The sequence below is a fragment of the Protofrankia coriariae genome (assembly GCF_001017755.1).
Lineage (GTDB): Bacteria > Actinomycetota > Actinomycetes > Frankiales > Frankiaceae > Protofrankia > Protofrankia coriariae.
Genome location: NZ_JWIO01000005.1, coordinates 40,692 through 59,888, shown reverse-complemented (window position 1 = coordinate 59,888; position 19,197 = coordinate 40,692). Strand labels below are relative to the sequence as shown.

Sequence of the window (19,197 nt, the reverse complement as noted above, 5' to 3'; positions counted from 1 at the left end):
CGGGTCCAGACCTGCCGTGGCACAGGACGGTTCCGAACGTTCCGGGCCGGCGAAACGAATGTCGAGCCGTGTGTCACCGTCTCGGACGTGCCGGCGTCATCTTCGCGGCGCGGGGATTTTTCGGCCGCCCTGAATACCGTGAGTTTGTAGGGCGGCCGGAGCGCGTTCGGCTCGGATTATCCTGTTGGCCATCGCATGGTCTCATCGCCGGACAGGACGTATCCACTACACTGGGATTGAGCTGCTGGCCGTCGGCGGAGACGAGGGAAGCGTGCCGACTATCGATGTCCATGGCGTGACGATTTCCTACAGTGACACCGGGGTGCCGGCGGGGTTGCCGGACGCGCCGACCATTGTTTTCGGGCATGGCCTGTTGTTCGGTGGCTGGATGTTTCGCTCACAGATTACGGCCCTGCGCGAGCGTTATCGTTGTGTGGCGGTCGACTGGCGTGGGCAGGGTGATACCCCGGCTGCCGCCGACGGCTACGACATGGATACCCTCACCGGCGACGCGGTCGCGCTGATCCGGGAACTCGGGGTCGCGCCGGTGCACTGGGTGGGGCTGTCCATGGGTGGTTTCGTCGGGCAGCGCATCGCGGCCCGTCATGGTGAGCTGTTGCGTTCGCTGACACTGCTGGACACCAGCGCCGGGGCTGAGGAGCAGAGCAAAGTCCGCGAGTACAAACAGTTGGCGTTGCTGCTGTGTCTGTTCGGCATCAGACCGATTCTGGGCAAGGTCAGCTCGCACATGTTCGGCCCCGCCTTCCTCGCCGACACGGCCAGCGTGGCCACGATCGACGAGTGGGTCGGCCGGCTCAGCCGCAACAAGCGCGCCGCCATACGTAAGGCGGTGCTCGGGGTGGTCAGCCGCGCGTCGGTGGAGCGGGAGATCACCGGGATCACGGTGCCCACCCTTGTTGTCGTCGGCGCCGACGACAGGGCTACCCCGGTGGAGAAGTCGGAGCATATCGCCGCTCGTATTCCAGGGGCCCAGTTGCAGATCGTCGCGAACTGCGGGCACAGCAGCAGCCTGGAACAGCCCGCGACGATCACCAGCCTGCTGGCGAAGTTCCTCGCCACGGCCGACCGGCCCTGACCGCGAACGTCGGGGTACTCGCTACCGCACGGATATCAACAATTTCGCGGGGCCACGGACGTTGATCCGACCATTCCAACGGACCTCCTCGACGGCGGGCGAGGGGAAGCGCCGGGCGAACCGGGTGAAGGTGACCCGGGCCTCCAGCCGGGCCAGCGCCGCGCCGAGGCAGTGGTGTATACCGGCGCCGAACGAGACGTTCTGGTGCGCGTTCGGCCGGTCCAGCCGGAGCTCGTCGGCGTCCGCCCCCCAGAACCGCGGATCCCGGTTGGCCGCGGCCAGGCAGGCCACCACCCACGCCCCAGCCGGGATCTCCTCGCCGTGCGCGGGAAGAGGCTCGACGGTTATCCGCCGCATCAGGTGTACCGGGGTGTCATAGCGGAGGATCTCCTCCACGGCGTTGGCTGCGAGCCTGGGATCCTCCCGCAGCAGCCGCAACTGGCCGGGGTGGCGAAGGAGCGCGAGAATTCCGCCCGCGAGCAGGTTCACCGTGCTTTCGTGGCCCGCGATGTAGAGAAACATGACCTGGGCGACCAGTTCGTCCCCGCCGAGCATGTCGCCGTCGTGCTCGGCGGCGAGAAGCGCGCTGATCAGGTCGTCGCCGGGGTTGTCCCGTTTCCAGTCGGTCAGTTCGCGGACGATTCCCGTCAGCTCGTGGTTGGCCGCCCGGATCTCGGCCTGCAGGCCCGGGTCGGCGAGCGGCTCGAGCGCGCGCACCAGCGTTCCGGTGAGCGCGCGGATACGGGTGTGCTCCACCACCGGAATACCCAGCATCTCCGAGATCACCGTGAAGGGGAGCGGGAAGGCGAGTTCGGCGACGAGGTCCGCGCGGCCCGCCTCGGCGATCCGGTCCAGCGCCCTGTCGACAAGCGTCGCGATCCGCGGTTCCAGCGCGTCGACGGCACGCCGGGTGAAGGCTCTGGAGACAAGGCCGCGAAGTCTCGTGTGGTTCGGTGGGTCCTGGTCCAGAACGGCCAGCCCGCGCATCAGCCGGTTCTCCTTGCCGAGCGTCCTGGAGTCGCTCTTCCACCGCGGTAGGCGTGTCAGATACCGCTCGTCGACGGAGTGCCCTGATCTCTGCAGTTTCGACACGTCCTCGTACCTGGACAGGATCCAGAAGCCGAGCGGGTGCTCGTGGGCGGGCGCGGCGTCACGCAGTTCCGCATAGTAGGGATAGGGATCGTTGGTAAAACCGTCGGCGAACGGGTTGAAGACGAACGCTTCCTCGGAGCTTTCTCGTGTCATCATGATCTGGCCGCCCTGATATTACGCATGGTCACGAAAGCGGTGGCGCACAGTGTCTCCTCGGCCCCGTCGGCCGAATAGACGTCGGCTGCGGCGACGGTCATGACAGGGCCTGCCTTGATGACCCGACCACGCGCGACAAGTTTCTCACCCTTCGCCGGAGCCAGAATTTTGACGGTGTAGTCGATGGTCATGTTCACCCATCCGGGTGGCAGCAACGTGCCGGCGGCGCAGCCGGCGGCGAAGTCCGCCAGCGAGCCGAGCACACCGCCCTGGACGAAGCCGTCGTGCTGCGTGAGCTCTTCCCGGTACGGCTGAATGATCTCGACGTTCCCCGGCGCTATCCGGCCGAACTCGAAACCCAGGTGCCGCGCGGCCGGCATGTTCAGAACGGTATCCCGCACGAACTGTTCGAAGGCGGGGTTCGGCGCTTCCAGCACTGCCATGTCCAGATTGCTCCCCGCTGGTCGACGAGTTCTTCGGGAGAGTTCTTCAGGTGCGTCCTTCGGGCGAATCATTCAGGCGGCTGACGGTGCCGCCGGCGTCCAGGCATCGAAGCCGGCCTCCAGATAGCGTTTTCTGGCGGCGGCCCGCATGATCTTTCCGCTGCTGGTCTTCTGCAGCCGGCCGGGCAGGGTCAGCACCAGGTCACCCAGGGAAAGATCGTGCTCCCGTACCACCGCCGCCCGGATCGACGCGGTGACGTCCCGCACGTCCGCCTTCCGCCGCTGGTCGCCCCTGATTTCCTGCACGACGACGAGTTTCTCCCCGTCGGGGCCGGGAACCGAGAACGCGGCACACCCGCCGGATCTCAGCGCGTCGTGTGACGACTGGACGGTGTGTTCGATGTCCTGCGGGTAGTAGTTCCGTCCCCGAATGATCACGAGGTCCTTCAGCCTGCCCACCACGTACAACTCGCCGTCGACCACCAGGCCGAGATCGCCGGTACGCAGGTAGGTACGGCCGGGCTCACCGTCACATGTGGCCCGGAACGTGTCGGTGGTCGCCTGCGGGCGCCGCCAGTAGCCCTGTGCCACATGCTCCCCGGCGACCCAGATTTCTCCCACCCGATCCGCCGGGCACGGGCGTTTCGTTTCGGGGTCCACGATCCGGAGCGTTTCTTCCGGGAGGATGAGCCCGGAGCCCGCGAGGGTCCGGGTGTGGCCGTTGGACGCCTCGGCATAGCGCCTGTCACCGAGCGCGTCGGCGTCCGCCTCGATGGTGCGCGGGCCGCGGCCCTTCTGGCTGCCGGTCACCAGCAGGGTCGCCTCGGCCAGCCCGTAGCACGGGTAGAGCGTCTTCTCGCTGAATCCATAGGACGCGAAGGTCTCGGCGAACCGCCGCAGTGTTTCGGGCCGAATGGGTTCGGCGCCGTTGAACGCGACCTTCCAGCAGCTCAGGTCAAGCTCCGGGATGTCTCCCCTGGCGGCCCGCGTGACGCAGGCGTCAAACGCGAAGTTCGGCCCACCGCTGGTGTGGGCACGGTACCGAGAAATAGCCGACAGCCACAGAAGTGGCCACCGGATGAACGCCATCGGTGACATGAGGATGCTGGTCGCCCCGATCCAGAGGGGCTGCAGGACGTTCCCGATCAGCCCTTGGTCGTGGAAGAGCGGCGCCCAGCCGACGAACGTCGAGTTCCGGTCATGGCCGAATGCCCGACGTATCATCTCCTGGTTCGCGGCAAGGTTTCCGTGGGAGACCACGACCCCCTTCGGGTCGGATGTGGAACCTGACGTGTACTGCAGGAAGGCGATGGAGTCCGCCGAGCAGGGCGACGGGTCGAAGCCCGTCTCCGCAGCGTCGGTGATCCGGTCGACCGGAAGCCAGTGCGGGACCGTGTGGACCGGCTCCAGTGCGGATCGGGTGCTCTCGATCATGGCGTTGACGGTGAGTACCGCGGAAGGCTCGCAGTCCCGCACGATGCGCAGGGTCGTGTCCTGCACCTGCTGCTTGCGCGGCGGGTTGACGGGTACCGCGACGACCTGCGCATAGAGACACCCGAAATATGCGACGATGAAATCCAGGCCTGGTGGGAAAACCAGCAGTGCCCGGTCGCCGGCACCGCAGCACAGGCTCAGCCAGCCGGCCACGGCGAGCGCTCGCGCATGCAGCTCGCCATACGTCAGAACTTCTTTTTCTTTCTCGTACTCGTCCAGAAAGACATACGCTCTGCCGGTCGGCTCGAAGGCGGCGCGGGTGCGCAGGACATCCGGAAGCAACATTTTCTGCCGCGTCATTTTCCTTCCCCTGTCCGCGAGCGGATCCCGATCGGGCTCACCCCGGCGTCCCGGCGATTCAGACGATGCTTCTCGGCGCGACCGGGAGACTTGTCAGGCCGCGGACGATGAAACTGTGCTCCTGCCACTGGAGCTGCTCTGCCAGCGGTTCCAGGCGTTCGGCGCGTCGGTACAGGTGTTCGAAGGCAACCTCCGCCTGCAGCCGGGCCAGCAGCCCGCCCAGGCAGCCGTGCATTCCGTGGCCGAAGGCGAGATGCCCCTTCGCGTCACGGGTGATGTCGAACTCGTCCGGCCGGGCGAACACCGCGGGATCGCGGTTCGCGGCGCCGAGACACAGGAGAATCTGATCGCCTTCCCGCACCCGTTTCCCGCCGATGTCGACCTCGCGCGTCGCGAGGCGTTTGGTCATCTGCAGCGGGCTGTCGTAGCGCAACGCCTCCTCGACGGCTTCTGGCGCAAGCTCCGGCCGGCGGCGCAGGAGAGCGTCCTGCGCCGGATGCTGGAGCAGTGCGAGCAGACCGTTCCCGATCAGGGATTTCGTGGTCTCGTTGCCGGCGACAAAGCACATGATGCACACGAAGACGAGTTCTTCGTCGCTGAGCCTGTCGCCACCGGCGGTCCGCGCGGCGAGCAACTGGCTTATCAGGTCGTTGCCCGGCCGGGACCGGCGTTCGGCAATCACGTCGTCCAGGGCCTGCGCAAACATTTCGACGACATCACACACCCGGGTGAAGTCCGTGGCCTTCATAAGCCCCGGCTCGAGCAGGAAGCGGATGTCGTGCGTCCACTGGCCGACGTGTGCACGCAGGCTGTCCGGAAGCAGCATCCAGTCGCACATGACCGTGACCGGCAGCGGCGCGGCGAAGTCGGCGATGGCGTCCATGCCACCGTCGTCCCAGGCCCGCTGGATCAGGTACTCGACAGCCCGCGAGACACGGGGACGGATCCTGGCTATTTCCGGTGCCGTGAACACCCGGTTCACCAGTCCGCGCAGCCGGGCGTGGTCCGGGTTGTCGGTGAAGACGAGCGACTTTCTGCCCAGCCGCTCGATTCGCGCCACGTTGTCCTGCGACAGCCGGCTCGCCTGCCGGCTGATCAGTTCAGGTATGAGCCCGGCGCTGAAGGTACGGTCGTGCAGGACGCCGCGCACGTCGGTGTGCCGCGTGAGCACCCACATGCCCAGCGCCCGGTGGATGGGCCGGGTGTCGCGAAGCTGCTGATAGAGCGGGTAGGGGGAGCTCCGGAACTCGGCGCTGAAGGGGTTGAACCGGACTGCCGCCGGCGTCGGCCCGATGGCGGCGGCAGCCGTCGCGCCAGGTGTCTCCACCGTCATCCCGCCCGCACCTCACGGCTGTCGAAGTATCCGCTCCGGAAGGGATGAAGGACAATTCTGAACAGGCAGATCTTGCCCATTCGGAAGCCGAGGGCGGACAGCTTCAGATAGCGCTCGTACCGGGCGACCACCTCCGGCCCGACGAGCTGGACGGCTTCGTCGCGGCGCAGGCGCAGCCGGCGGGCCCACTCCTCACATGTCCAGGCGTAGTCGAGCCGCCCGTTGCTCACCGACCGTATCTCGAAAACTCCCTCGGCGGCGGCCGTGATCTCCGCGAGTGTCGGTAGATCAGCGTCGGGAAATATCTCCTGCTGGATGAACCCGTTCGCGTCCGCGCGGGACATGTTCGCGTATGCGATCGTCTGCAGCGACAGCACACCGTCCCGGTTCAGCCAGCCGCGGCAGCGGGTGAAGAACTCCCGGTACAGACTGATCTTCTCGGTTGGCGAGTCGGTGGGCCGGGCAAAGTGTTCGAACGCACCGATGGATACGATTCCGTCGAAAGCGGCGTCCGGCTCGTAGTGCAGCCAGTTCTCCGTACGCACCTCCACACCCGGATATCCCTGGGAGCGGACGAAGGACGCCTGCTCCTCGCTGAGGGTGAGACCGACGGAGTGCTGAACCCGGTGTTCCTCCGCCAGCCGCCGCAGGACCGCGCCCCAGCCGCAGCCGATGTCCAGCACGGTGCGGGCCCGGTCGGCCCGCACCGCGTCCAGGTGAAACCGCAGCTTCCTTTCCTGCGCGCTTTCGAGGGTGTCGTCCGGGCCGTCCCGAAGCGCGCACGAATAGGTCAGCGAGCGGTCCAGCCAGAGGCTGTAGAACGCGTTTCCGACGTCGTAGTGGTGGCGGATGGCAGCCGCCGCCCCGGCCGTCCGGCCGACGTAGACTGATTCGACTGGTATGGTCATGACTACGCCACGCGCTGTTGGCTCTGCTCATACAGATACCCGGCGACCGCGTTGATGCTCGGGTTCTCGAACAGCGCCTCGGGCGCCAGGTCGACGCCGTAGCGTTCCTCGACCTCGATCAGCAGGGAGACGGCGAGGGCGGAGTCGACACCCAGCCGGTCGAAGTCCGCGTCCGGGTCCACCGCGTCCACCGGTACCTCGAGGAGATGCGCGACATACTGCTGGCACCAGTCGGCAATCGCTTCCTTGCTCGGCTTCAACGTGCTCGCTCCTTATGCCGTGGTACTGGGGGCGGGCTTGCCGTTCCTGGATATACGGCTTGCTTTCATCCGCTCTTCGGACGGGCGCTTGACGTCCCATGCGAGACCACCGAGAGAAAGAATTTTTATGAGCCAGTAGCCCGGGTCGAGACGGTACCAGCTCAGCCCGAAAGAAGACGATTCGGGAAAGGCATGATGGTTGTTGTGCCACGACTCACCAAAGGTCAGCAGGGCAAAGATCCCGCCGTTCCTGCTGTTCTCCCTGGACTCGTACGGGTGGGTGCCGAACATGTGCAGGAAGGAGTTGATCGCCCAGATGATGTGTTCCAGGACGAACATCCGCACCAGGCCGCCCCAGAAGAGACCGCTGACCGCTCCGGCCCAGCTCTGGTAGACGAGGCCGCCGACGAGCGCGGGGAGCGCGAGCCCGAGCGCGACCCAGTAGTAGTAGAGGCGGGCGACCCGGACCAGCGCACGATTCCTGATCAGATCAGGCGCGTAGTGGACGACGTTCGGGTACTCGTGGCGACGCATCCACAGGAAATGGGAGTGGGCCAGGCCGCGTAGCCGGCCTTTCAGACCACCGCCGGCGAGATTCGGGGAGTGCGGGTCTCCCTCACGGTCACTGCACTCGTGGTGTCGCCGGTGCAGGGCGACCCAGGACACCACACCGCCCTGGCCGGCCATCGAGCCGAGGACCGCGAGCACGGCCACGACGGACGGTGCGGCCTTGAAGGTGCGATGCGTGAACAGCCGGTGATAACCGACGGTGACGCCCAGCCCGGTCACGACCCACATGGAAAAGAGCAGGGCGATTTCGGTGACACCGATCGGGTGCACCGTGAGAAACGCGAGGGCGGCGGCGGTACCGGCAATCGGCAGGACGTCGAACAGCAGAAAATGGCGGCGCTGTAGGCGGTGCAGATAAGGACTACTGATCGTCTTCTTGCGAGGAGTGGAGCCGACGGTCTCGGAATCGGACTCGGGAACATGGGTCGCGGGCCGTACGCCGACCATTCTCGACCGCCCCTCCTGGGTGCTGGAGCTGAGGTTTCTTGAGCCGGGCCTCCCCGAATCGTAAGCTGCCACGACCGGACACGACAGGTGTACGGGGACCGCCGATCGCAGGATTGGAATTCGCTATCGGAGGACCGTCGGCACCGAACCCGTGAGACGATCCGGCCGCTTGGAGCGTGGTCCGCCCTGGTGGATCCCAAACAGGTCGGGCATGCTGGGAGGGCCGGCGGAAACCGGTGGGAGCATGCTGCTCCCCGGGTGTGCCAGGTATCGGGCTCAGGCCTCCAGGGGCACCGACTCCAGCCGCTGTAGAAGTTCTTCGGCGAGCGATCGGAAGTCACGGTGACATCGGCTGACGAGCGTCTGCGTACTGCCGAACGCGCCGTCCGCGGCCCGCAGATCGAACATCGGTTTGCGGGCGTCATGCGAGAGCGGCATCAGGCTCTTGTAGTTGCGTAGCGTTGCAATTTCATATGATTTTAGATTTATGTTTTCCGGCGGTTCATCCAGCACGTCCGACGCGAAGACCTGAGAAATACGGTCAAGCCACCGCTGATACGCCTTGACAGGGCGGTCCAGGCGCATCGTCGGCTGCATGATGACATCCGAGAAAGGCCGGTCGAGGATTCTTCCCTCGTCCCGGATGCTGGTGGGCCCGAGCAGCGCCTGATCCGAAGTATCGATCTCCCTGGCCGGTTTACCGGACCTGTCGACGCCAATGATCAGGTATCCGCCGCCCACCCCCGGAAGATCGTTGGTCAGGGCGCAGATCGCCTCACGGATGGCGTTGTGATCCCTGCTCTCCCGCTTGAACTCCAGGTTGGCGGTCTCCTGGGTGCCCAGGGTCATCGCAAGATCTGTTCCCATGGCGTCGATCCTGTCCTACCCGTCGCGGGAAAATGTCACCCGCGGTGACTACGGACGTGACAGGCCACACCTCCGTCTCCCCGCACGGATCGGCCGCGTGGCCCGCGCGGCTCGTCGGGCGACTGGTCACTGGTTGTGCCAGGTGGGTGGGGTAACGCGGTCTTCTTGTCGGCGGAAGGATGTAGCCTCGGTCAGAAGGCGGGCCGAGATCGGGTAACCGAGATCGGATAGTCGGATCGGGTGGTGGGCGGGTAACGGGGAAGGGTTCGACGTCGTCGGCCAAGAGGCTGTGGGTGTCGGGGCGGATGCCGTCCTGGTAGGCGGTCCGGTACAGATCGTTGGCCGGCCGTTACGGGCGACCGGCGTCGGTGACGGAGACCGGCACACGCGGTGACGGTCGACGTCGAGGGGATGGCTGAAGTCGAGGGCGGTCGCCCGAGATGCGCCCGGACGTGACGGCCGGACCACTCGGTGGGCCGGATCGGAACCGGAGGGCACGGATGGTCCATATACGCCGCAGGTCGGACGGTCTGCCGGTGGTGTGGGTCGAAGTGGTCATGATCGTTGTCTTCTACTACACCTACACCGCCACCCGGTCCGTGGCGGGCGGTTCCGTCCACAACGCGCTCGCCGTTGGCTGGGACATCATGCGCATCCAGGCCGACCTGCACCTCGACATCGAGCTCGGGCTCAACCACTGGCTGCAGGGCGTCCCCGCCCTTGCCGTAGCGTGTTGCTACTACTACGCGACGCTCCACTTCATCGTCACGCCGGCCGTCCTCGTCTGGCTCTACCGCAAACGAGCCCGCAGTTACCTGGCGGCCCGGTGGACGATCGTATGCACCACCGTGATCAGCCTTACCGGCTTCTTCCTGGTTCCCACGGCGCCGCCGCGCCTGCTTCCCAGCGCCGGTTTCATCGACACGATGGCGTCGTTCCACAACTGGGGTTGGTGGGCCGGTGACTCCAGCGCCGCACCCAAGGGGCTCGGCGGCATCACCAACCAGTTCGCCGCCATGCCGTCCCTGCACTGCGCCTGGGCGCTGTGGTGCGGCTGGAACATCGCCCGGCTGGCCCGGCACCGTGTGACCAGGGTGCTCGGCGTCCTCTACCCGGGCGCGACCATCTTCGTGGTGATGGCCACCGCCAACCACTACGTGCTGGACGTGCTGGGAGGCTGGTTCGCGCTCGGCCTCGGGGCCGTGGCGGCTGCCGTCGTGATGCGGCTTGCGCACGGGCAGCGGCGGTCCTCCGGACGTCCGACCGGCCACGGCGATCAGCCCGCTGGCCGTCCGGCCGACCGGGGCGACGGCCAGGAAGGCCAGGAAGGCCAGGAAGCACAGGCGGCGCAGGCGGCGCAGGCCGAACAGCAGGAGCAGAAGGAGGAGCAGGAGGAACAGGCCGACGAGCCGGCTGGCGGGGCGGCTGACCGGTGTCCCCGGCAGCAGCCGCACCTGCCCCAGCCGGCCGCGATCGTCCGCGCCGGTGTTCCCGCGCGCCCGGCGCTGGTGTGGCCACCCCGGGGATAGGCGGCGACCCGGTACGGATCACAGGTGCGTCGGTGTGCGAGAGTTGACCAGTGGTGAGCTGTTTCGCATGCTCCCGTTGACTGCCGTTGGGTCGTTCCTCCGCTGGCGCTGGCGTTGGCGCGTCCCGAAGACGGCTTCGGTCACGATGCCCCCGGCCATGATGTTCCCAATCACCACGATGTTTCTGATCACGATGTCCCCGGCCGTGATGCAATGTCCACGGCCCTGATGCCACCGGCCACGATGTCCCCCTGATGTCCCCCTGATGTTCCGGCCGGCAGTTCCCGGTCAGCAGTCCCAGCCAGCAAAGCCGTCCAGCCAGAGTCCGTGCGGAGACCAGTCGATGTCCTTGGCCCAGATCGTCGCGCTGAAGCGGCCCCGTCCGGTTGTGTTCTCCGTGTCCCTCGTCGTCGCCTGGCTGTTGCTGGCGTTGCTGGCGTTCGGGCTGCGGCGTGAGCCCATCGAGGACGAGCTTGCCGACCGGGCCGTCCTGGCGGTGCGCTCGCACGGCCAGGACGGTGCGCAGGTGAGCTTCGACGGCCGGGACGCCACCGTGCACGGCACGTTCCCCAGCCTCACGGACGCCGAGGCGGCCCGTCAGGCGGTGGCGAGGGTGTCCGGGGCGCGGACGGCCTCGTTGGGCAGCGACATCCACATCGCGCCGGCACTGCTTCCCGCCGCCGCCAGGCCCTTTGTGATCGCGGTCGACGGTGACTCGCTCACCGTCACCGCTACCGTGCCCGACCGGGTCGCCCGTGAGCAGGTGCTCGGCGCGGCCGCGGCGGCGAGCGCCGGCACGCTGACCGGGAAGGTGACGGTCGACCCCGCTGTGGCCGCGCCGCCGGTCACCGCTCTCGCGGACCTGGCCCGTACGCTCACGACGGTCGCCGGCGAGCACAAGGTGACGATCGCTGGTTCCTCGGTGGTGCTGGAGGGGAGCGTGGCGGACGCAGGGGAGGCGACCCGGCTTGGCGCGACCGTCCTCGCCGAGGCTCGTAGGACGCTGCCGGCCGCCACCGTCGACAACCGTCTCACCGTCCGGTCGGTCACCCCGGCCCTCCCGGCGGCCGGCGGGGCCGCGACAGCGCCGGCGGCCGGCGCGACCACGCCGCGGTCGGTGACCGACGCGAGCGCACCGCAACCGGCGGCCGGTGCGACCACGCCGCAATCGGTGGCCGGTCGTCTCGCCAGCGTCGTCGCCACGGGACGGATCACCTTCGCGACGGACAGTTCGGAACTGACCGAGGCCGACCGCGTCCACCTCGACCGGATCGCGGCGGTGCTACGGGAGAGCGAGCTCAGCGTGCTGCTGGCGGGGCACGCCGACGCACGGGGGCCGCGTGTCCTCAACGAGACGTTGTCCCTGGCACGGGCGCGGGCCGCCGCCGCCTACCTGGCCGACCAGGGCGTGTCCGCGGACCATCTGCGGGCCGCCGGGTTCGCCTCGGAGCATCCGGTGGAGACGAATGCCACCGAGGCCGGGCGCGCCGCCAACCGCCGGGTGGAGATCTCCGCTCTCGTTCCGTAGCTCCCACAGACCCGCCCCGATGAGCCGGCCGGATGGCCTGGCCTTTGTCTGGCGACCTGGCCTTTGTCCGGCTGCTCTGGCCTTTGCCCGACCGGGATCTCTGGCTTCTGGATCTCTGGCTCCTTGTCCTGGGCCCTGCCCGTCAGCCGCCGCTGTCCCGTGGGCAGGGACAGGGCAGGGCGGGTCGGCCGGGAGCGGTCAGGACGGTTACTGTGATCCGCAGGTGTCTGAGCGGCGGGTCACCATCGGGCGCATCACGGCGACTATCCGGGCCTGCAGGGCCAGCCTGGTGACCTGCACCGCCAGCAGGACGAGCAGGCCGCCGACGACGCCGTCCACCCAGTAGTGGTTGGCCGTGGCCACGACGACCGCGGTGGTGGCCACGGGCTGGGCGATGGCGAGATAACGCCATCGGCTGTGCAGGACGGTGACCACGACCCATGCCTCGATGATGGCCCAGCCGATGTGCAGGCTCGGCATGGCCGCGTACTCGTTCGCGAAACCGTCGCCCTGGGCGTAGGGCGACGGGCCGAATATCGCGCCGGTGTCGATCAGACCCGTCATCGCCATGGGCAGCAGGCGCGGTGGGGCGAGCGGATACAGGATGTGGATCACCAGGGCCATGCCTGTCGCGATGATGATCACATTGCGGACCCTGGGCCAGACGAAGCGGTGTCGGACGAAGACCCAGACGAGCAACGCGATGGCCGCGGGGAAGTGGATCGCGTAGTAGAACTCGTTGATCAGGATCGTCGCGTAGTGGGACTGCAGGACCAACTGCTGGACGGCTGCCTCGTCAGGCAGGCGCAGACACCGTTCCATGTTCCAGACCGCGATCCCGTGCGACAGCGCTTCGGCCTGATGGCCGTCGACGATGTGCCGACCGAAACGGTAGACCATGAATAACAGGCCGAGCAGGACGGTCTGGGTGGCCGCGTAGCCGGCGGTGCCGAGGGCGCGACGCCCTCGTCGTGCCCCACCGGTCGCGGACGGTGCGCCGGCTGTGGGCCGGGTGTCGGCCGTGGCGCTGGTCGCGGGCAGCGTGGGCTGGGCGTCGGCCGTCGTCACGGATAACGGGCCGATCGTGCGCGGAGAGAAGCGGTTATGCTCGTCACTGACCCGATCGTCGAATCTTCGGCCCATATTGGATAATGGTGGGCGATATCGGACAATATGGGCCTACCTGGTTGGTCCACAGCACATTGTGCCCCCCTTCACGAAACGAGACCGTACCGTACTGCAATACCGTATCCGGATGCCTGATCGGGTCTGCTGTCGGGTGTGATCCGCGTCTCTCGGAGAATCGTGTTCCGCGGTGGGTGGCCGTTGTTTTCGGCGGTGTCGGGCGGGTCCGTATGTCAGGCCGGCTCCGCCATGGCCGTGATCGGCCCGTTGTGGTCGGCTGGTGACGTGGTGCTCACTCGCCCCTGCTTGCCTCCGATCTGTCTCTGTGGGACTCTTGTGCCAGGTCTTTATTAGGGAAGGTTTAACTTAGCCACGAGCACTCGCTGTCATTGATCCGACCGTATGCGGCAGCCGCGAGCTGCCGGTTCCGGAATATGGGACGGGGTGCTCTCTCCAGAGCGTGGTGAGGTGCGGTGCTGGTCTGTTCGTGCTTTGCTGTCTCCGAGCGGACGTTGCGCGGCGTGATTGAGTCGGGCGCGTGCGACACAGGCGAGGTGGGTGACGTCTGTGCCGCGGGCACCGGCTGCGGTGGATGCCTCAACGAGATCGAGGAACTGTTGACGGATTACCGCCGTGGCTGTCCGGTTGTGTCATCGGGCTGACATAGCGGAGGTTTCATGTGAGGGGCGATCCGGAGATTGTCGAACTGCTCAACCGCGTCCTCACGAATGAGCTGACGGCCGTCAATCAGTACTTCCTGCACTCTCGGATGCAGCTCAACTGGGGTTACCGACGGTTGGGCAAGCATACCTACGACGAGTCGATCGACGAGATGCGCCACGCCGACAGGCTGGTGCATCGCGTGCTGTACCTGGGTGGGCTGCCCAACCTCCAGCGGCTGAATACGCTTCGTGTCGGCGAAACCGCTGTCGAGCAGCTCAATTCCGACCGTTCGCACGAGATCGAGGCATGCGGCCTGCTGCGGGAGGGGATCGTCCTGACCCGCTCGCGTGACGACGTCGGATCCGCTGTCCTCCTGGAGGACATTCTCACCTCCGAGGAGGAGCACATCGACTGGCTGGATGCCCAGCTCGAACTGGTCTCCCAGCTCGGCGAGGCGCACTATCTCGCCCAGCAGATCCACGACTGACGCCGCTGCCGACGCAACCACCACCGCGGGTCGAAGGCGGCGCGATCATGACTTTGCGCGCTGTCGGCGGCCCGCGGTTGTCGATGGGCCGAATGAGTCGCGGATGATGCGATCATGGTTTTTCGTGCCGCTGGATGCCAGGAGTTCCCGGGCGTCGGAAGACACACCCGCTACCACGGCCTGACGTTCTGTACGCACCTGCCTGCCGCTACACTCGCCATGCGATCGGAAAGGCCATGCGATCCATGAAGATAGCGTGACCAGCCGAGATGTGCACCGGGCTGACAGGCGCGAGGAGATCCGTTGGTCGCTAGCATGGCCGGCTCCGTGGCTGACGTGGTATCCGCTGGGCTACTGGTGGTAACGTCCGACAGTCGTGTGGTCTGGGCGAACCGAGCCCTGCTCGATCTGGTGGCCACCGGCGGTGGTGCCGCGTACGACGATGTCGCCGATACCACGCGTGATCACGTCGGGCGCGACAGCGCTGACGCCACCGAGCACAGTGGCGTGGGGCCGGCGGGCACGGCGGACGGCGGGTACCCGTGGGGTGAGCCGGACGCCGATCCGGTGTACTCCGCCCGCGTGGCGGTTGCCGAGGCCGGGCTGCCGCTGACCGGGGTCGTCCCCGACGCCGGGTCCCGGCAGGCCCAGTGGCAGGCGCCGGACGGCACCACCCACTGGTTGGAGGTTCGGGCCCGGACCCTGATCGGCGGCCGTCCCGCCGGGTTCGGGCAGACGATTGCCGACGGTTTCGTCCTCTACGAGATCACTGATGTCACGGGGCGGCGCCACGAGGAGGAGACGCTGCGGCTGCGCGAGCGGTGGCTGCGCCATGTCGAGACGATCGCCCGTACCGGTATCTGGGAGTGGGACCTCGTCACCAACGAGATGGAGTGGTCCGACGAGCTGCTGGCCATGCTCGGCTATCCGACGGACACCCGGATCGACTACGACGCCTTCCGGCTGTTGGTGCACCCCGACGACCGGGCGACGGTCGAGGACGCGTTCGACCAGGCGATCACCACCGTCACCCCGGTCGAGGTCACCCCTCGTATGTATCTGGCCGACCGGGTGACCGAGTGCGTGCTGGAATGGCGGGGGGACGTCCTCACCGGCGACTCCGGCACGCCGATCCGGATCATGGGTACGGCCCACGATGTCACCGAGCTGGTCCGGATACGCCACGAGCTCGCCCACGTGTCCGTGCGCGAGCCGCTCACCGAGGTGCTCAACCGGCGGGCGGTGACAGCCCTGCTGACCGAGCGGCTGGCCGCCGGGGTCGACCGCACCGGCGCGCTGCTGCTGGTCGACGTCGACAACTTCAAGATCGTCAATGACCTGCGCGGCCACTCGGTCGGCGACACGGTGATGCGCTCGGTCGCCCAGCGCCTGGCGGAGACGCTCCCGGCCGCCGCCATTGGCAGGCTCGGTGACGACGAGTTCGCGGTGGTCCTGCACAGCGGCGACGGGCTGGAGGCGCTGGCCGTCGCGGACACCCTGCGTGAGCAGGTCGCCCGACATACGATCATGGTGGACGGTTTCGCGGTACGGGTGACGGTCAGTGTCGGCGTCGTGCCGCTGTCGGCCGTGGGCGACTGCGACACCGCGCTCGCCCATGCCGGGCTCGCCCTGACCGAGGCCAAGGAGGCCGGCCGCAACTGCGCCAAGCTGTTCACCGCGGAACGGCACGAGTACCTCACCCGCCGTGCCCTGATGGTGCAACGGGTCCGGGACGCCCTCGACGCCGGCCTGCTGACCCTTCAGGTGCAGCCCATCGTGGACCTGGCCTCGCACGAGGTGCAGGGATACGAGGTGCTGCTGCGGCTGCACGACGGCCAGCATCCCGAGATCGGCCCGGCCGAGTTCATGAGCGTGCTCGCGCACAGCGACCTGGTCCTGAGCCTGGACCGCTGGGTGGTGCAGCAGACGGTGGCCGCGCTCGCCTCCGTCGCCGCCCGGGGGGAGCGGCTGCGCCTGCACGTGAACATCTCCGGCCGGTCGGTCGAGGACGCAGGCTTCGCCGACTTCGTCCTGTCCGAGCTGCGTGCGGCCCGGGTCGACCCGTCCCAGCTCGGTATCGAGATCGCCGAGAGCGTGGCGGTCGCCGCCGCGGACGCGGTGCGCCAGCTCGCCGAAACCCTCACCGGCGCGGGCTGCCGGTTCACCCTGGACGACTTCGGGGTCGGGCTGGGATCGTTCGTCTACCTGCGGAACCTGCCCTTCACCAACGTCAAGATAGACGGCGACTTCCTGCGGCACGTCGACACCTCCCCGGCCGACGCGGTGCTGGTGGACGCGGTGGTCCGCGTCGCCCGCTGCCTGGGCATGTACACCATCGCCGAGAGCATTGACCGGGAGTCGCTGGCGCCGGCCCTGCGTGACCTCGGGGTGGACTACGCGCAGGGCTTCCACCTCGGGCCGCCCCGCCCGTTGACGGAGCTGCTGGCCGGGACGTCCGACGCGGATCCACAGACCCACGAGGCCGGTCTCAACAGCTTTCTCGGCTGACAGCAGGGCCTGCCCCGGCTGACGGCGGCGGTCTCGGCTGACGGCAGGCCTGCCCGGCCTGGTGGGAAAGGATCCCGCCGGCCAGGACGCGCGTGGGGCCACAGCGGGGCGGAGTTACACCAGGAAGGCCGCCACGGCCAGCCCGGCCAGGGCCGCGAGCGCCGCTGCGTCCACCCGCCGCGGGCGCGCCGGCTGGTGCGCGACCGCGCCGAACCCGCCACGGGCGGCGATCGCCTCTGTCATCTCCGCGGCCCGGCGCAGGCAGGTGACGATCGCCGTGCACAGCAGCTCGGTGATCGATCGCGCGTGCAGCGGCAACGCCGCGAGCAGGCCCGGCAGCCGGCGACGAGGTGGCCGCGCTCCGACCCGCAACCGCCGGACCGCGAGCAGCATGCGGATCTCGTCCACGAGCAGCGGCAGGCAGCGGATGGACAGCGCCACCGTCGCGACCCACTCGTCGATCGGCAGCCGCAGCCTGCGCAACGGCGCCAGCAGCCGGCCCAGGGCGGGCGCCAGCTCCGACAGCGGTGTGGTCCACCCCAGCAGCGCGGCCGCGGCGAACATCGTCATGGACGCCGACGTCAGCCGCAGCCAGTCCAGCATGCCGCCGATGGACAGCCGCACACCACCGACGGTGACGAACGGTGCCGCGTGCGACTGGGCGGTGAGCAGCACGCCGATCAGCAGGCCGTACCAGAACCAGCGGGGCAGGCGCGGGGCCGCACCGACCGGGATCCGGGCGACGATCATGGAGAGGCCGACGAATCCCACGATCATTCCGATCACCGGCCAGGACGGCCGCACGGCGACCAGCACGCCGAGCAGCGCCATGATGATCAGTTTCGTGCCGGCCCACAGGCGGTGCACCGGGGTGTCACCGGGGATGTAGCGCAACAGGTTCGGCTCGGTACGGCGTCCGTGTCTGGCCGGCCGCCGCTGGAAGAACCGGCCACGGCAGCGGTCGGCCAGGCCGCGCGCGCTCCTGTTTCCCGAGCTGCCCGATGGCGGTTGCGGGGCCGCGGCCGCCGGTCCCCGTGCTGGTACGCGACCCGGGCGCCCGGCATCGTCTACATGCCCGTCGCCGCTACCGCCACTGTCTGTACCGCTGTTGTCTGTACCGCTGTTGCCGGTACCGCTGGCGCTGACCTGGGCAGCGCTATCCTGGATGCGGAAAGCATCATCATGATTACTAAAAGTGCCGTCATTGAGGTCGTCGTCGAGGAGGCAGCCCTCCGCGCCAGCCCCTGCCGGCCGCGGATGAGGCAGCGGAGCGAGCGGGCGGCACAGCGTGCCGTCGGTGATGCTGTCGGTGAACGGTCCGTCATGTACCAGTCGTCCGCCGTCCAGGACGAGCATCCGTTCGGTGAGACAGGCCATGTCGTCGAAGTCGTGGGAGACCACCACCAGCGTCAGGCCGGTCCGGATTCGCAGATTCACCAGGACGTCGATCAGAATCCGGCTGGACGAGGCGTCCAGGCCCGCCAGCGGCTCGTCGAGGATCATCAGCCGAGGCCGGCAGGCGATCAGCCCGGCGAGCGCGGCCCGGCGCATCTGCCCGCCGGAGAGGTCCTCCACCCGCCGGTCCCGGAAGAGCTCCGGGTCGAGCCCGACCGCGGCCAGGGCCTCGTCGGCGGCGGCCNGGCGGCCGCGTCCACGCCGGCCGCCGCGCACACGTCAGCGCCCACGGTGGGCGCCAACAGCTGCAGCCGGGAGTGCTGCACGGCAAACCCGATCTCGCCGGGGCAGGCGGTCAGCGGCCGGCCGGCGAGGTAGGCCGCGCCCTCCGAGGGGGCCAGCAGACCGGCGAGGACGGCGGCCAGCGTCGACTTGCCCGAGCCGTTGCGGCCGCGGACCAGCACCGCCTCACCGCTGTCCAGACAGAAGGAGACGTCGCGCAGCGCCCGGCGGGCCCACGGTGACCGGGGCGAGTAGACCTGTCCCACCCCGTCGAGGCGGACCAGCGCGGCTGGCCGCGCGGGCTGCTGCCCGGCGGGTACGACCGGTGCCACCGATGCGACCGATGCCACCGGTGCGACGGACACGACTGGCCTGTCCGGCCCGGTCGGTGAAGCCGGGGTGTTCGGCGGAGTCGGCGGCGTGGAGACAGCCGGCGGAACAGCGGCGGCCAGCGGCGGAACGGCGGCGGTCGGCGGAGCCGGTGGGGCGGGGATGACGGTGGCCGGATCCAGTGGGAGAGCCTGGCCCGCAGCCCGGTCCTCCGGCCTGCCGGGCGCGTCGGCCACGGTGGACGTGCCGCCCGCGCTGGGCGCATCGTCCATGGCGGACACGGCGGGCATATCGGATGTGACGGGCGCGTCTGGCGTGTCGGGTGTGGCAGGCGCGCCGGGTGCGGTCGGTCTGCCAGCGGGGCCGGACGCCGAGCCGGCCGGT

17 protein-coding genes (1 of these 17 cut by a window edge) are annotated in these 19,197 nt (G+C 68.3%); 6 read left to right on the top strand and 11 right to left on the bottom strand.

The window, feature by feature from the left end:
* Positions 1-271: 271 nt before the first annotated feature.
* On the top strand, positions 272-1,096 hold the full coding sequence (locus FrCorBMG51_RS04935; protein WP_047221926.1) for an alpha/beta fold hydrolase: 825 nt from the start codon (positions 272-274) through the stop codon (positions 1,094-1,096).
* 21 nt (positions 1,097-1,117) lie between these two features.
* Here FrCorBMG51_RS04935 and FrCorBMG51_RS04930 read toward each other — a convergent pair whose 3' ends face one another.
* From FrCorBMG51_RS04930 to FrCorBMG51_RS29330, 8 genes are all read right to left on the bottom strand, one after another.
* Complete coding sequence (locus tag FrCorBMG51_RS04930; RefSeq protein ID WP_047221925.1) at positions 1,118-2,341, bottom strand: cytochrome P450; 1,224 nt, start codon at positions 2,339-2,341, stop codon at positions 1,118-1,120.
* The gene (locus tag FrCorBMG51_RS04925; protein ID WP_047221924.1) at positions 2,341-2,787 is read right to left on the bottom strand and encodes a PaaI family thioesterase; all 447 of its coding nucleotides are present in this window, start codon (positions 2,785-2,787) and stop codon (positions 2,341-2,343) included. The genes FrCorBMG51_RS04930 and FrCorBMG51_RS04925 overlap by 1 nt, the downstream gene beginning before the upstream one ends.
* Positions 2,788-2,859: 72 nt before the next feature.
* The gene (locus FrCorBMG51_RS04920) at positions 2,860-4,581 is read right to left on the bottom strand and encodes a fatty acyl-AMP ligase (RefSeq protein ID WP_047221923.1); all 1,722 of its coding nucleotides are present in this window, start codon (positions 4,579-4,581) and stop codon (positions 2,860-2,862) included.
* Positions 4,582-4,639: 58 nt separating this feature from the next.
* Positions 4,640-5,914 (bottom strand): cytochrome P450, encoded by a 1,275-nt coding sequence (locus tag FrCorBMG51_RS04915; RefSeq protein WP_047221922.1) that lies wholly within the window; start codon positions 5,912-5,914, stop codon positions 4,640-4,642.
* The gene (locus tag FrCorBMG51_RS04910) at positions 5,911-6,822 is read right to left on the bottom strand and encodes an SAM-dependent methyltransferase (protein WP_047221921.1); all 912 of its coding nucleotides are present in this window, start codon (positions 6,820-6,822) and stop codon (positions 5,911-5,913) included. The genes FrCorBMG51_RS04915 and FrCorBMG51_RS04910 overlap by 4 nt, the downstream gene beginning before the upstream one ends.
* Before the next feature lie 2 nt (positions 6,823-6,824).
* Positions 6,825-7,082, bottom strand: coding sequence for an acyl carrier protein (locus tag FrCorBMG51_RS04905; RefSeq protein ID WP_013874236.1), 258 nt, complete (start codon positions 7,080-7,082; stop codon positions 6,825-6,827).
* A 12-nt stretch (positions 7,083-7,094) separates the two neighbouring features.
* Positions 7,095-8,099, bottom strand: a complete 1,005-nt coding sequence (locus FrCorBMG51_RS04900) for an acyl-CoA desaturase (RefSeq protein ID WP_047221920.1) — start codon at positions 8,097-8,099, stop codon at positions 7,095-7,097.
* 276 nt (positions 8,100-8,375) lie between these two features.
* On the bottom strand, positions 8,376-8,948 hold the full coding sequence (locus FrCorBMG51_RS29330; protein WP_052914313.1) for an AlbA family DNA-binding domain-containing protein: 573 nt from the start codon (positions 8,946-8,948) through the stop codon (positions 8,376-8,378).
* A 518-nt stretch (positions 8,949-9,466) separates the two neighbouring features.
* On the opposite strand from FrCorBMG51_RS29330, the gene FrCorBMG51_RS04890 reads away from it, so the two are divergent.
* Together FrCorBMG51_RS04890 and FrCorBMG51_RS04880 are read left to right on the top strand one after the other, a co-directional pair.
* On the top strand, positions 9,467-10,495 hold the full coding sequence (locus tag FrCorBMG51_RS04890; protein WP_047221919.1) for a phosphatase PAP2 family protein: 1,029 nt from the start codon (positions 9,467-9,469) through the stop codon (positions 10,493-10,495).
* 343 nt (positions 10,496-10,838) lie between these two features.
* The gene (locus tag FrCorBMG51_RS04880) at positions 10,839-12,023 is read left to right on the top strand and encodes an OmpA family protein (protein WP_047221917.1); all 1,185 of its coding nucleotides are present in this window, start codon (positions 10,839-10,841) and stop codon (positions 12,021-12,023) included.
* A gap of 207 nt (positions 12,024-12,230) precedes the next feature.
* On the opposite strand, the gene FrCorBMG51_RS04875 is transcribed toward FrCorBMG51_RS04880, so the two are convergent.
* Positions 12,231-13,091, bottom strand: a complete 861-nt coding sequence (locus FrCorBMG51_RS04875) for a phosphatase PAP2 family protein (protein ID WP_047221916.1) — start codon at positions 13,089-13,091, stop codon at positions 12,231-12,233.
* Positions 13,092-13,621: 530 nt separating this feature from the next.
* Here FrCorBMG51_RS04875 and FrCorBMG51_RS26255 point away from each other — a divergent pair.
* The 3 genes from FrCorBMG51_RS26255 (at position 13,622) to FrCorBMG51_RS24680 (ending at position 16,806) form a co-directional block, all read left to right on the top strand.
* On the top strand, positions 13,622-13,810 hold the full coding sequence (locus tag FrCorBMG51_RS26255) for a (2Fe-2S)-binding protein (protein ID WP_076842611.1): 189 nt from the start codon (positions 13,622-13,624) through the stop codon (positions 13,808-13,810).
* A gap of 17 nt (positions 13,811-13,827) precedes the next feature.
* Positions 13,828-14,298, top strand: coding sequence for a bacterioferritin (bfr, locus tag FrCorBMG51_RS04870; RefSeq protein WP_047221915.1), 471 nt, complete (start codon positions 13,828-13,830; stop codon positions 14,296-14,298).
* A gap of 357 nt (positions 14,299-14,655) precedes the next feature.
* A complete protein-coding gene (locus tag FrCorBMG51_RS24680) occupies positions 14,656-16,806 on the top strand; it encodes a putative bifunctional diguanylate cyclase/phosphodiesterase (protein WP_157180392.1) in 2,151 nt (716 codons plus the stop codon).
* Between the two features lie 114 nt (positions 16,807-16,920).
* Here FrCorBMG51_RS24680 and FrCorBMG51_RS32385 read toward each other — a convergent pair whose 3' ends face one another.
* Positions 16,921-18,426 carry a CbiQ family ECF transporter T component gene (locus tag FrCorBMG51_RS32385; RefSeq protein ID WP_338052692.1) on the bottom strand — a complete coding sequence of 502 codons (1,506 nt, stop codon included), beginning with the start codon at positions 18,424-18,426 and terminating at the stop codon, positions 16,921-16,923.
* On the bottom strand, positions 18,330-19,197 hold the 3' portion of the coding sequence (locus tag FrCorBMG51_RS24675; RefSeq protein WP_476742111.1) for a DUF2232 domain-containing protein. The gene runs 1,466 nt beyond the window's last position; only the last 868 of its 2,334 coding nucleotides appear in the window; the start codon falls outside the window, past its right edge — the gene reads right to left on this strand; the stop codon is at positions 18,330-18,332. The genes FrCorBMG51_RS32385 and FrCorBMG51_RS24675 overlap by 97 nt, the downstream gene beginning before the upstream one ends.